Here is a 12,468-nt window from a genome sequence, read left to right on the forward strand (position 1 = left end):
GGGGAAAATGATCCCGGATCGGCTGCGCCGTCCGGGATGACTCTACGCCGACAAAGGGGCTTTGCTACACAAGGCCCCATGTGAAAGCGCATCGAAGCACAAGACAAGCTGGCCCCTACTGCACCCTCTTATACGCCGTATACTCCTTGGTGGGATCTTGGAGCACGGGGCGCAGGACCATCGCCGTGTTGGCGGGGACTTCGACGCGGATGAGGCCGGCGCGCATACGGGTCTGATAGCCAGTGAAGACGTCCTTCAGCGCCTCATTATTCATCAGTTTTGAATCGCGCACCGAGATGAATTCCGAGACTGGCGCATCGGTTGGATTGACCAGCACCACCGCCAATTCACTCACTTTGTCGGTATAGCGGGTAAACGCCAGAATGGTTTCGGTGTCGAGACGACGGAACTCACCCATGCGGAGGGCACGCATTTCCTTGCGCAATCGGGTCAATTGCCGCAGCCAGACAAATTCTGGATGGCTGTCATTGGCTTTCGACCAATCCATCGGCGCGCGGTTCATCGGGTCATCGGCCCCCTCAAGACCCACCTCGACGCCATAATAGAGGTTGGGCGAGCCTGGTAGGGTGAATTGAAGCACTTGCGCCATCCGCCGATTGGCCAGATCGGGCAAGCGATTGGCCAAGCGCGGCCGATCATGATTGTCGAGCACGATCCATGAACGTAACAGACCTTCATAATCGCTGTCCTCGACCATGCGTTCGAGGATGGAGCCAGCTTGGCGGCCTGAAACCTTGCCATCGACCAATTCATAAATCACTTCGCCCGCGGTGATGTTCAACATCCCGTCCATCGGCCCCAGCCATTGTTCAGGATAATTATAAATCTCGCCCAGCATGAGCGATCCGGGTTTTGCACGGTGCGCCGCCTTGGTGGCATCGCCCAAGAATTTAAAGCCAATGTCATAAGCGACATCGAGCCGCCAGCCATCCACGCCATCGCGCAGCCAGCCTTGGATTACCGAATCTGGATCGCCAAACAGGCGCGCTTGGACCGCAGGGGTTTCCCATTTGACGTCGGGCAGATTGGCAATATCCCACCAGCCGCGATAGCCCATCTTATATTCTGGGCCGATGAAATACCAATCGCGATAGGGGCTTTTGGGGTTTTTCAATGCGTCTTGGAAGTGGGGCGAATTGCGGCCCATATGGTTCAAAACGCCATCGAGCACCAGCCGCATGCCCTTGTCATGCAGGCTAGCAGCCAATTTCTTCACATCCTCCCGCGTGCCATATTCGGGTGAGACTTTGAAATAATCATTGGCGTCATACTTGTGATTGGTGAAAGCATCGTGGATCGGCCCCAAATAGAGGACATCGACATCGAGACTTTTGATATAGTCAAGTTTGCTGGCCAGACTGTCGAGATCGCCACCCCAGAAATCAAGCTCGTGGGTCCAAAGCCCCTGTTCGGGCAAGAGTTTTCCGCGCTTGGGTAGATTTGACCACGGATGCAGGGTTCGCGGTGCCGCATAAAGCGCACGCTTGGCATCTAGATTTCGCGAGGGCGCAAACCGATCCACAATCACCTGATAGACCACTGGACCAATCCGCCAATCGGCTTCACGTGCGGCGAGCTTGGGCGCGAGCGCCAAATCATGGGGATTGGCGAACGATATGGGTTCAGACACTTTCGGGCGTTCCTTTTGTTGCGAGGCATTTGGGGCTTGTGCCAAAGCCCATGTGCTGACAAGCAGGGCACCCACCGCACAGGCCCCTGCCTGCAGCCGCAGCTTCCAGCGATTCGTCGTCATGAGGCGACCTCCCCTCAGTCTCTTGTTGTTTTACTACATACTGCCGGAGTGTCGCGAAAATGCAAGGGTGTGAGATGCGGCTCGACCCTTGCCACAAATAGGCCTAGAGCAGAGTTTAGAGGTAATCTGCCGGTCCGTGTGATGCAAACTTAGCTTTGAATTCAGATGGATTGAACAGGCAAGGCAGGTAAATAGATCGCGGGACGCAAGAGGCTTGGAATGACCCCGAGGGGATTGTCACGATGAACCGGCGCTGGATGATTTTGGGTGGTACAGGCCTTGGCTTGGCTACTGGCTTTGGCATTTGGACGTGGTTTTCGCGCCGTAAAGTGACCCTCGAGGATCTGCCAAACCCAGAACCTGCCCCTGCTGCGCCGCCGCCTGCATCCGCCCCTCCCCCACCCAAGGCGGAAGGTGTGAAAGCAGTCCCCCCTAAATCCTCGATCCGTGAAGGCCTGATTAAGGACCCGACCGTGCGGGAGAGCCCGGAAGATGCAATTGCCCGCGGGACAGGCCTTGTCTGGCGCAAACCGCAATTGGCCGAAGTGGTCACGCCGGATAAGTGGCTTGCAGTCCGCCCCTTGAGCGAGCCGGGCTTTGCCGCACGGGCCGGTACGGGCGTCGATGTGACAGATGCGGTCCTGCGCGAAGTGGTCGGAGACCGAGAATTGGCCCCGGGCCCTGTGGTTTTTGCCATACGCGGTGCCGCTTCGGACCGACAGATCAATCCATTTGCCTCCGGCCACCGCTTGACGGTGGTGCCGCCGGACCATTTGAACTTCTGCTGCACCATTGGCATCTGGGACCCAGAAACCAAGCAATTGTCGACCTATGCGGCCTCGACCGTGCCAAACCGGACGGCGATTGTGTCGTCCGCACTTGGCGTGCAGGCGGCCAATATGCTGTTGCCCGGGGTTTTTGACTATGTACCGGGTTCGCACTCCAATTATAAGAAATATGGCTTTCCCTTCTCCATTATCGGCGCGCTACGCCAAAATGGGGCTGGCGGGGGCGCTGGGGCGCTCAAAGTGTTGCGCGCGACGACCCCGTCTGGGATGCAGGGGGCAAGTGTTTCCACCACGACGGACGATAATATTCATTGTGCGGAGACCCCACTGCTTGAGCCTTATGACCGCTTTTCCTCGGAGGGCTGTTTGGTGGTGGCAGGGCGCTATACGCCCCAAGAGGGCCACACCGGGCCTTGGGCGCGCTTTTTGAAGGATGGAAAGTTTAAGGGCCGCGCAAAGGTCACCGTCATTCTGGCCAATAGCACGCAACTGCCAGTCGTATGACAGGCTTGCCTTAACAAGGGCGCTTAACTGGGCTATGAGGCCCGCCATGAGCATCGCCCACGCCCTTTTGTCCCTGTTTCGAATTATCAGCCCGGCACGCCGCTGACTTCGATTCCGCGTGCCGGGAAGACATCGCCACAAAATCAAGTCATGACACGCGTGGCGTGAAACCACGCAGCGCGCTTAGATAAAGACCAAACCGATGACCTCAGAACCACGCGACTATCGCCCCACCATCTTCTTGCCCGACACCCCTTTCCCGATGCGCGCAGGCCTGCCGCAAAAGGAGCCGCAATTTGTCGCAAAATGGCAGGCAGAAGACCTTTATGGCCGCCAGCGCAAAGCCAGCGCCGGACGCACGCGCTTTGTCTATCATGACGGCCCTCCCTATGCGAACGGCAACTCTCACATTGGGCACTCGTTGAATAATAGTCTGAAGGACTTTGTCTGCCGCTCACGCCAAGTTCTGGGCTTTGACGCCGACTTTGTGCCCGGCTGGGACTGCCATGGTCTACCGATTGAGTGGAAAGTCGAAGAAGAGTTTCGCGCCAAAGGCCGCAAAAAGGATGAAGTGCCAGCGGCGGAATTCCGCGCCGCCTGCCGTGTCTATGCACAAAAATGGGTCGATATCCAAAGCGGTGAGCGCCAGCGCATGGGCCTGATGGCCAATTTCGCCAATCCTTACCTTACGATGGATTATGAAGCCGAGGCCACGATCGCTGAAGAGTTTTTGAAAGTCGTCAAAACCGGCCTCGTCTTCCGCGGTTCCAAGCCCGTGATGTGGAGCCCGGTAGAGCGTACGTCGCTGGCTGAAGCCGAAGTTGAGTATCAAGAAAAGGTCAGCCCGACCATCTGGGTTAAGTTTCCAATCCTGACGGGCCCTGCGACGGGTGCGAGCCTCATCATCTGGACCACCACACCTTGGACCATTCCGGGCAATCGCGCCGTGAGTTTTTCGCCCGATATTGCCTATGGGGTCTATGAAGTTGAAGCCATGGAGGCCGATCTCGCGTTTGAACCTTGGGCAGCCCCCGGCGACCGCCTTGTTGTGGCAGATAAGCTGAAGGATGATGTCTTTGGCGCGGCCAAGATTGCCACCGCCACGCGCGTTGCGGACTTTGATCCGTCAACAGCCACGTGCGCCCACCCCTTGCGCGGCAAGGGCTATGACTTTGACGTCCCCCTCCTTTCTGGCGACCATGTGACCGATGAAGCAGGGACGGGCTTTGTCCATACCGCGCCCAGCCACGGGACCGACGATTATCTGGTTTGGATGAAGTCTGGCCTGCCCCAAGCCGATATCCCTTTCACCGTTGATGCCGATGGCCGCTATACCAAAGAGGCACCAGGCTTTGAGGGCTTGGCGGTTCTGGAGCTTGAAGGCAAAAAGGCCGGTAAAGAAGGCCCTGCCAATGGGGCGGTGATCGCCGCCTTAATCGAAGCGGGCGGGCTTTTGGCGCGCGGCCGCCTCACCCACCAATATCCCCATTCCTGGCGCTCGAAAGCCCCCCTCATCTATCGCAACACGCCGCAATGGTTCATCGCCATGGACAAGCCCGTCCCCCATCTGGGTGGCAAGACCTTGCGCGACGTGGCGATGGCAGAGATTGCTGCTACCGATTGGGGCAATGAGGCAGGCTCTAACCGCATCACGGCCATGGTGAGTGAACGGCCAGACTGGTTGATCAGCCGCCAGCGCGCCTGGGGCGTTCCGCTGGTGATGTTTGTGCACAAGGATACCGGCCAAATCCTGCAAGATGAGGCGGTCAATGCCCGCATTTTGGCGGCGATGCGCACCGGTGGAGCAGACGCTTGGTTCACCAATGATGCGAAATTCTTCTTAGGCGATGCCTATGATCCAGCCGACTATGAGAAAGTTGAAGACATTCTCGACGTTTGGTTTGACTCCGGCTGCACCCATGCCTTTGTCACGCGCAAGCGCTATGGCGAAGAGACCCAAGCTGACCTGTATCTTGAAGGCTCTGACCAGCATCGCGGCTGGTTCCAATCCTCGCTACTCGAAAGCTGCTCGACCCGCGGCAAAGCGCCTTATAAAGCGGTGCGCACCCATGGCATGATTGTGGACGAGCAAGGCCGCAAAATGTCCAAGAGCTTGGGTAATGGCATCGAGCTTGACGATGTCTTGCGCCAGAACGGCATGGAAATCCTGCGTCTGTTATTTGCAGCCGCCGACTACACCAATGAATTGGCTCTGGGCAAAACCATTCTGGATCAAGCAAGCGAAACCTATCGTAAGCTGCGCAATACATTGCGCTACATGCTGGCAAGCTTGAAGGATTTCACCCCCGACACGGCGGTCGCTTATGCCGACATGCCGCTGTTGGAAAAGTGGCTGTTGGGGCGCGCCTATGAGGTCGGCAAAGAAGTGCGCGCGGCTTGGATGGATTATGACTTCAAGCGGGCTTTGTCGGCAGTTAGCGATTTTGCCAATCTTGATGTGTCAGCCCTTTATGTCGATGTGCGCAAGGATGCGCTTTATTGCGATGAATTGGACAGTGTGCGCCGCCGGGCCAGCCAAACTGTGCTGGATCTGTTGTTTGAACGCATGCTGTTGTGGCTGGCCCCTATCCTGCCTTTCACCACTGAAGAGGCCTGGGGCACGCGTTTTCCTGACGCCGATTCGATCCATTTGCGTGTCCTCCAAGAGGATCCAAAAGAATGGCAGGATACGGCTCTGGCCACCCGCATGGGCCATTTGCGCGACTTGCGCCGGGTTGTGACAGGGGCTTTGGAAGTTCAGCGCCGGGAAAAGACGATTGGCTCCTCGCTAGAGGCTGCCCCTGTCGTCTACGTCACCGATGATGCCATTCGCGCTGCCATCGGGCAGGAAGATTTGGCCGAATTGTGCATCACCTCGGGGTTAGAGCTTCGCAATGGCGAGGGGCCAGCAGAGGCTTTCCGCCTTGAAGACGTGACGGGCGTGGCCGTTGTGTTCGAACGCGCCCCCGGCATCAAATGCGCCCGCAGTTGGAAGTTCTTTGACCCTGCAACCGCTTTGCCCGGCTTCCCCGACATCACCCCCCGGGATGCGCGGGCCGTGATGGCGTGGGACCAAGCCAATCCCGCCTAAGAGATGCGTTTCAGAGTGAGGACAGGCCTTGCGCACCTGCGCGGGGCGTGGCACGCCCATGCCTGTGTCGTCACCTACCAGCCCTTCCCGCCCAGGCCTGCTTGACTGGAGCCTTTTGGCCATTTTGGTCATTTTGTGGGGCTCTGCCTATGCAGGCACCCATATCGGTGTTGAGGTCGTGCCCCCGTCGGTTCTGGTGGCCTGTCGGCTTTGCATTGGCGCATTCGTCTTGGGCCTTGGCTGTATCGGCATGCGGGCGCGCTTGCCCCGATTAGGCGATTATAAGACGTGGGGCGTGCTGACCTTGATTGGGGCTACCGGCACGCTTCTGCCTTTCTTATTGATTTCTATTGCGCAAAAGACAGTGCCTTCAGCTTTGGCGGCGATTTATATTGCCGCAGCCCCGCTGACCGTCGCCATCCTCTGCCATTTTCTGGTGCCGAGTGAGCGTTTGAACCTAAAGCGCGCGGTTGGCGTCGGGGTGGGCTTTCTAGGGGTTTGCCTGCTGTTTGCCCCTGCCCTGTCAGACCATGGAATTGGGGCGACGCCCGTTGTCTCCCAACTTCTCCTGCTGGTCGCAGCCGTCCTTTATGGCTCTACCAGCGTGATGGTGCGCATGGTCAATCCCAATTTGAACCCTGTCGCGATGAGCTGTGGCTTTGTGCTGGTAGCCGCCATCCTATCCTTGCCGCTTGCCATGCATGACTGGCCGGCGGGAGGCATACATCTTGAGGTCCGTCACATCCTCGCCATTTTGGGCCTTGGGATCTTATCAACCGGGGTTGCCAACCTCGTTTATGTCGTAACCATCCGCCGCGTTGGACCGGTCTTCATGTCCAATGTGGGCAATTTGGCACCATTCTGGTCTATCCTTGTTGGTGCCTTGGCCTTTGGCGAGGCCCTACCCGCAACGACCTTTGCTGCCTTGGCGATCCTATTGTTCGGTGTGTGGTTGGTTCAACGCCAAGGCGCGCGTTAGGTTTTCGCGCGCATCCGGCATTTGTCGCTGCAATAAAGCACCTGATCCCAATCACGCGCCCATTTTTTGCGCCATGAAAAGGGTCTGCCGCAGGCCTTGCACGGCTTGTCAGGCAGATTGGCTTTGGCAACGACTTTACCTTTAGCGTTTTTCACGGGCCACCATGATGGTTTGCAAACGGGGGCGCACTTTCAAAAACTGATCATAGAGCCAATCCAGAAAAGGCAGAATGATCGGTAATTGCGCCAGATAGCCCAAGGGCTGAAACGGCGTGACTTGCTTCCACATGGCGGCAAAAGCCTTCGCGCCCGAGATCACGGGTCCACCGCCCTCTTGGGCATGAAAGCGGGCGAGCATATCGGCTCGATTGAGGGGGCAGGTGCCATCGCCGGTTAAATCCACAAAGGCCACACGGCCAGCCTTTCGATCAAGCTTTTGGTAAAGCGCGATCTCGGCGCGACACAAGGGGCAATCACCATCAAACCAGATTGTGACGCGGGGTGTTTTTTGCCCATTGGGCGCAAGCTGGCTCATCGGCAGGGCACACCCGACAGATAACAGTCGCAGCCCGGATACGATGTTGACGCGCTGTCAGCTTTTCGCCAAGCTGTTGCAACTAGGTGCATTTGGTACCCCCAAGAATAGAGATTCATCCCGGTGCAGGTGCTAAGAGCCATGAAATCCACTTCCGTATCCACCCAGAAGGATAGGGCGGAGAGCCGTGAAGGCAACCAAGCAGGTAAGCGCGAGCAAACCAAGCTGGCCAATCGGGCGGCCATTCTTGAAGCCGGACGGCAGATTTTTGCAGAACTGGGCTATGAAGGGACCACCGTGCGCGACATCATTCGCCGCACCGAACTCGCCTCGGGCACCTTTTATAATTATTTCAAATCCAAGGAAGAAGTTTTCCACGCACTCCACGATGATGGCGTTGCGCGCTTTAAGCCCTTGCTGCGGGCCGCCCGGGAAAGCGCGGGGCAAGACTTTCAAGCCTTTATGATCACCGCCTTTGAGGCTTACTTCAATTTTCTTATGAACGATCAATCCGTTGATCGCGAAATGGCAGCCATGCCAGAATGGACCCGCGTCCGCTTTGACACGCCAGAAAGCCTCGCCCTGTTTGACGAATTGAAGGCCGACATCATCGCCTTTGCCACCGAGTTCAAGCTAGACCATGTCGACCCTGAACTTTTGACCGCTTCGTGTGTTGGTATTGCGCAAGAAATTGGTGACCGCCTGCTACGGGGCCGGATCAAGGATATTCCGGCTGCAGCCCGTTTTGCTGCCTATTTTGTGCTGGGCGGATCTCAGCGCGTTCAAAGCGAGATGCAAGCATGAGCCTTCAAAAAACCATCGTCAATTTGTTGTTAAAATTACCGGACCCACTTCTGGTCTCCATGGCCGGCGGCAAACCAGTCGTGCGCGATGGCCGGACTTTGGATGCGCGCTTTCAATTCATCGCCTATAGCGTCGCAAAGCGGGGCGCGCCGCCAGTACTGACCCCGGAATTTGCTCGGCAGGGAACCGAAATTCTAACCATGCTGTTTGGCGGCCCGTTGGAACCCGGGGTAAGCTGCCAAGACCGCCAACTTGAGCTGGAAGGCCGCACGATCCAGGCCCGCAGCTATCGCCCGTCCAACCAAAACCCACAGGCGCCCTTGTTTGTCTTTTATCATTTTGGTGGCGGTGTGGTGGGCAGTCTTGAAACCTGCCACGCCTTTTGCTCGATTCTTGCCAAAACAATTGGGTGCCCGGTCTTGTCGGTCGATTATCGCCTTGCGCCCGAACATCCTTGGCCAGCCGGCCTGAATGACGCCATCGATTCCTATCTTTGGGCGCGCGAGCATGCAGCCGAATTTGGTGCCCCAGCCGGACTTGCCGCTGTGGGCGGCGATTCTATGGGCGGGAATTTTAGCGCGATCTTGGCCCAAGAGATGCAAAGGCGCGAGTTGGCACAGCCCTTCCTGCAGCTTCTGATCTATCCTGCCACCACCATCCTTGCCACCGATGGCTCGATGCAATCCTGCGCCGATGCTTATCCGCTGACCGCTGAGATTATGGCGTGGTTTATGGCCAATTACCTGCCTGATCCTAATTTGGGCGCAGATTTGCGGGTCTCACCCGCTCTGGCCCCAAGCCTTGTAGGACTGGCCCCGGCGATTGTCATCACTGCCGGTCACGACCCCCTGCGCGATCAAGGAAAAGCCTATGCCGAGGCGTTAGAAGCGGCCGATGTTAAGGTGCATTATCACTGCTATGACAGCCTCGCCCATGGCTTTACGGCTTACACGGGGGCCGTGCCTGCTGCCGATCGGGCATGTCGGGAGATTGCGGCAATTGCCGCGCGCGCCTATCGCGCCATGGGTGGGTAATGCGGGCCTTTGTGTGCCATGCCATTACCGATGATTTGTCGGGCACAGGCCTAGCGGAGCGCGCCATACCAGAGCCGCGGGCGGGCGAAGTCCTGATCGCAGTTCGGGCCACCAGCGTCAATTTCCCAGACATCTTGATGTGTCAGGGCAAATATCAATTCAAGCCTGACCCACCCTTTGTGCCGGGCCTTGATTGTGCCGGCGAGATTGTCGCCCTTGGTGAGGGCGTGACGGATTGGGCCATTGGCGATGAAGTAGTTGGCGGGGCCCGTTTGGGTGGTTTTGCCGAATTTGTAGTCCTGCCAACCCACGCCATTCAGAAAAAGCCGCCCAATTTGAGTTGGGAAGAAGCAGCAGCCTTTCAGGCCGCTTATCTAACCGCTTATGTCGCTTTAGTGAGGCGGGCTAATCTGCAAGCAGGTGAGACCCTGTTGGTACATGGCGCAGCAGGTGGGGTGGGGCTCGCGGCAGTTCAATTGGGCCTGCATATGGGGGCACGTGTCATCGCGACCTCAGGCTCATCGACCAAGTTACATGCCTTGCGTGCCTTGGGCGTGGAACACACCGTGTTGGTGCAGGATGGGTTTCGAGAGGCGGTCAAGGCGATTTCAGGTGGACGCGGGGCCGATGTGGTGTTTGACCCCGTGGGTGGCGATGTCTTTGATGAAAGCGTGCGCTGTATGGCTTTTGATGGCCGCTTGTTGGTCATTGGCTTTACGAGTGGCCGGATTCCAACGGTGTCGGTCAATATGCCTCTGATCAAGGGTTTTTCGGTTATGGGTGTGCGGGCGGGCGAATATGGCCGCCAATTCCCTGAGCGAGGGCGCGAAAATGTGCAAGCTGTGTATGATCTGGTGGCCAGTGGCAGCTTAAAGCCGCATGTGGGGGCTGTATTCGGCCTGACAGACGTCCGCGCTGCGTTTGATCTCATGGTGTCGCGACAGCTTGTCGGGAAAGCAGTGATCGTCCCGGAATACTGGCAAGCTGGCTAAGCGACGCCGACTTTGGCGACCACTTCTTCCAGTCCGCTAACCACTTGATCGCGCATGCGGATCTGCAGATTGGGCGTCTTGAACAAGACATCAATCGCGTTCAAATGGGTTTGAATCACATCGGGTCGTACGGCTTCGGGGCTGCTGCACCTTGTAAGATAGGTCCGCAAGAGCTGCGCAACCCGTGAGACATGGAAGTCTTGGATCTCGTCCGCGATCGAGTGCACTTCGCTGACTGCCCGCATCATTTGCGCAAGGACATCTGTGCGCCCATCACGCAAGGCATTGAGAAGTAAACCAATTCTAGCGACCGCAAGGTTCATGATCGAACGCATGGATTCAATCATTTCTTCCTCGGTTGCAATTTCGAGTGGGTCGTCAAACCGACGATAGGGCCCTTTAAAGCTGGGTTCGGCGCGGCGGCGACGACAGGGGCCTGAATAGCCTGGATCGTCAATGAAGTTGCGTGGCCGCTCGATCACTTCGCGCAGGCGATCACAAACCGACTTCACCGAAACGGGCTTTAGGATGAACTCATCGACGCCGGAATTGCGGGCAAATTCGATCTGGCTTTTGCGATTATTGGCGGTGACCAAAATGATCGGGGTTACTTTCAGCGTCTGATCTTCAGAGGCACGGATACGCCGTGTTAGCTCGATCCCATCAATATTGGGCATCATCCAATCGGTGATGAGGACATCGGGACGAACGGAGTCAAACGCATCAAGCCCGTCCTCGCCATCGACGGCGACCGACACACTGCGCACGCCTAAATTGCGCAAAATCTCGGTCAATAACACGCGAAAAAACGGCTGATCATCGACGACAAGAATCGACAACGCAGACAAATCGAGTCGTTGTGGAGTCCTTTGTTTGACCGGCACGCGCGAATTTCCTAAAAATCAGCCCCCAAACTAGCCTGTTTGAGGTTAAGATCGCCTTACCAAAGGCAGCACGTTTCTCACCCGTTACTGCGAGAAACACACCTAGGGTCGATCTGCTGATTTGCTCAAATCTGCAACCGCGTCGCGCTTCACACGTGCAATTGCATCCAGCACGGCTTGGCCATAAATCGGGCCGAGGATGGTCGTGTGATTGGCAGCTTCAACATTGATCGACGATCCGCGCGCAGACAGGCGTGCCGGTCGCGCCTGGGCCTCTTTCCACGCGCTACGATCGGGGGTCACGGGGCCAGCAGTTAGGGTAGCAACGGGAATGTTCTTCAAATAGGGATCAGCCGCCAGCGCCGCCGCTGCGCCATCAATCGTTGCGGCAATTTCAGCTGCTGAGGCGCGCATGTGCGAGGGTGCGCCAAACATGCGACGCTTCTCCTTCAAGGGAACACCGCTGAGGCCGATGCGATTGGCGTAGAAGGGTGCCAAGGGCTTCACAAGGCCGAACTGGGCAAAGCCTGCACCCACGCGGGCAAGTCTTTGATAGCGCCTAATCCAGACTTGCGCCTCCGGAATCGAAATCGCGCTAGGGTCGGCAGCATCGATGAGGACAAGCCCGACCACATCTTGCGGGTATTGGCTGAGATAGGCCCGCGTCAACAGGCCAGCCATCGAATGACCCACCAGAATGTATGGCCCCTCCTCGCCTGCTGCATCCAACAAAGCTTTAAGTTCACGCGCCAAAGTTGCCGGATCGCGCGGAGCTTTGGAGGGCTCAGACCAACCCATCCCTGCCCGGTCATAGGAACAGGTTCGGCTTGTCTTGGCCACTTCGGGCTGAAGATACCCCCAGTCCGCAGCCGCCGAATAAGCGCCGGATTCAAAGATGATGGTGGGCTCGCCAGGTCGGGCCTCGCCTTCACAGACCAAACGCTGCTTGCGGCCCTCAACCTCAATAAAAACCCCGCGAGGCGGGTTCTTCCAGCCCCCAGCTGCCATGGCTAACCCCGTTCCTGTCCAGGCCAAAACGCTCGCCAAGAAGACGAGGCCGATCCAGCGCAGAATTGTCAAAGCT

At 57.4% G+C, this 12,468-nt stretch carries 11 protein-coding genes; 6 read left to right on the forward strand and 5 right to left on the reverse strand.

Annotated features, from left to right (window positions below):
- Nucleotides 1–115 precede the first annotated feature (115 nt).
- Entirely contained in the window at nt 116–1,774 is a 1,659-nt protein-coding gene (locus B7364_RS12595; protein ID WP_085340395.1) for an alpha-amylase family glycosyl hydrolase, read from the reverse strand.
- A 242-nt stretch (nt 1,775–2,016) separates the two neighbouring features.
- Here B7364_RS12595 and B7364_RS12600 point away from each other — a divergent pair, with 242 nt between their 5' ends.
- The 3 genes from B7364_RS12600 (at nt 2,017) to B7364_RS12610 (ending at nt 7,136) form a co-directional block, all read left to right on the forward strand.
- A complete protein-coding gene (locus B7364_RS12600; protein ID WP_085340396.1) occupies nt 2,017–3,066 on the forward strand; it encodes a hypothetical protein in 1,050 nt (349 codons plus the stop codon).
- Between the two features lie 202 nt (nt 3,067–3,268).
- Nucleotides 3,269–6,157, forward strand: a complete 2,889-nt coding sequence (gene ileS, locus B7364_RS12605; RefSeq protein WP_085340397.1) for an isoleucine--tRNA ligase — start codon at nt 3,269–3,271, stop codon at nt 6,155–6,157.
- A gap of 28 nt (nt 6,158–6,185) precedes the next feature.
- Nucleotides 6,186–7,136 carry a DMT family transporter gene (locus B7364_RS12610; RefSeq protein ID WP_157893688.1) on the forward strand — a complete coding sequence of 317 codons (951 nt, stop codon included), beginning with the start codon at nt 6,186–6,188 and terminating at the stop codon, nt 7,134–7,136.
- On the opposite strand, the gene B7364_RS17740 is transcribed toward B7364_RS12610, so the two are convergent.
- A complete protein-coding gene (locus B7364_RS17740; protein WP_106407634.1) occupies nt 7,133–7,291 on the reverse strand; it encodes a DUF2256 domain-containing protein in 159 nt (52 codons plus the stop codon). The genes B7364_RS12610 and B7364_RS17740 overlap by 4 nt on opposite strands.
- Nucleotides 7,278–7,670, reverse strand: a complete 393-nt coding sequence (locus tag B7364_RS12620) for a thiol-disulfide oxidoreductase DCC family protein (RefSeq protein WP_085340399.1) — start codon at nt 7,668–7,670, stop codon at nt 7,278–7,280. Before B7364_RS12620 ends, B7364_RS17740 begins: the two co-directional genes overlap by 14 nt.
- A gap of 141 nt (nt 7,671–7,811) precedes the next feature.
- Between B7364_RS12620 and B7364_RS12625 the strand changes: the two genes are divergently transcribed.
- Genes B7364_RS12625 through B7364_RS12635 form a run of 3 tightly spaced genes read left to right on the forward strand, consistent with a single transcriptional unit; the run spans nt 7,812 to nt 10,500 of the window.
- On the forward strand, nt 7,812–8,474 hold the full coding sequence (locus B7364_RS12625) for a TetR/AcrR family transcriptional regulator (RefSeq protein ID WP_085340400.1): 663 nt from the start codon (nt 7,812–7,814) through the stop codon (nt 8,472–8,474).
- The gene (locus B7364_RS12630; RefSeq protein ID WP_085340401.1) at nt 8,471–9,508 is read left to right on the forward strand and encodes an alpha/beta hydrolase; all 1,038 of its coding nucleotides are present in this window, start codon (nt 8,471–8,473) and stop codon (nt 9,506–9,508) included. Before B7364_RS12625 ends, B7364_RS12630 begins: the two co-directional genes overlap by 4 nt.
- Nucleotides 9,508–10,500 (forward strand): NADPH:quinone oxidoreductase family protein, encoded by a 993-nt coding sequence (locus B7364_RS12635; RefSeq protein ID WP_085340402.1) that lies wholly within the window; start codon nt 9,508–9,510, stop codon nt 10,498–10,500. The genes B7364_RS12630 and B7364_RS12635 overlap by 1 nt, the downstream gene beginning before the upstream one ends.
- Here the strand turns inward: B7364_RS12635 and B7364_RS12640 are convergent.
- Together B7364_RS12640 and B7364_RS12645 are read right to left on the reverse strand one after the other, a co-directional pair.
- Entirely contained in the window at nt 10,497–11,384 is an 888-nt protein-coding gene (locus tag B7364_RS12640; protein ID WP_085340403.1) for a response regulator, read from the reverse strand. The two genes, B7364_RS12635 and B7364_RS12640, sit on opposite strands and share 4 nt — an antisense overlap.
- 102 nt (nt 11,385–11,486) lie before the next feature.
- The gene (locus B7364_RS12645; RefSeq protein WP_157893689.1) at nt 11,487–12,464 is read right to left on the reverse strand and encodes an alpha/beta fold hydrolase; all 978 of its coding nucleotides are present in this window, start codon (nt 12,462–12,464) and stop codon (nt 11,487–11,489) included.
- Between the last annotated feature and the right edge of the window lie 4 nt (nt 12,465–12,468).

It is taken from the genome of Aquidulcibacter paucihalophilus (assembly GCF_002105465.1).
Classification (GTDB): Bacteria; Pseudomonadota; Alphaproteobacteria; order Caulobacterales; family Aquidulcibacteraceae; genus Aquidulcibacter; species Aquidulcibacter paucihalophilus.

Coding starts and splice junctions, on each gene's coding strand:
- B7364_RS12595 (WP_085340395.1), bottom strand. CDS start 1,774: ATGACGACGAATCGCTGGAAGCTGCGGCTGCAGGCAGGGGCCTGTGCG.
- B7364_RS12600 (WP_085340396.1), top strand. CDS start 2,017: ATGAACCGGCGCTGGATGATTTTGGGTGGTACAGGCCTTGGCTTGGCT.
- ileS (WP_085340397.1), top strand. CDS start 3,269: ATGACCTCAGAACCACGCGACTATCGCCCCACCATCTTCTTGCCCGAC.
- B7364_RS12620 (WP_085340399.1), bottom strand. CDS start 7,670: ATGAGCCAGCTTGCGCCCAATGGGCAAAAAACACCCCGCGTCACAATC.
- B7364_RS12625 (WP_085340400.1), top strand. CDS start 7,812: ATGAAATCCACTTCCGTATCCACCCAGAAGGATAGGGCGGAGAGCCGT.
- B7364_RS12630 (WP_085340401.1), top strand. CDS start 8,471: ATGAGCCTTCAAAAAACCATCGTCAATTTGTTGTTAAAATTACCGGAC.
- B7364_RS12635 (WP_085340402.1), top strand. CDS start 9,508: ATGCGGGCCTTTGTGTGCCATGCCATTACCGATGATTTGTCGGGCACA.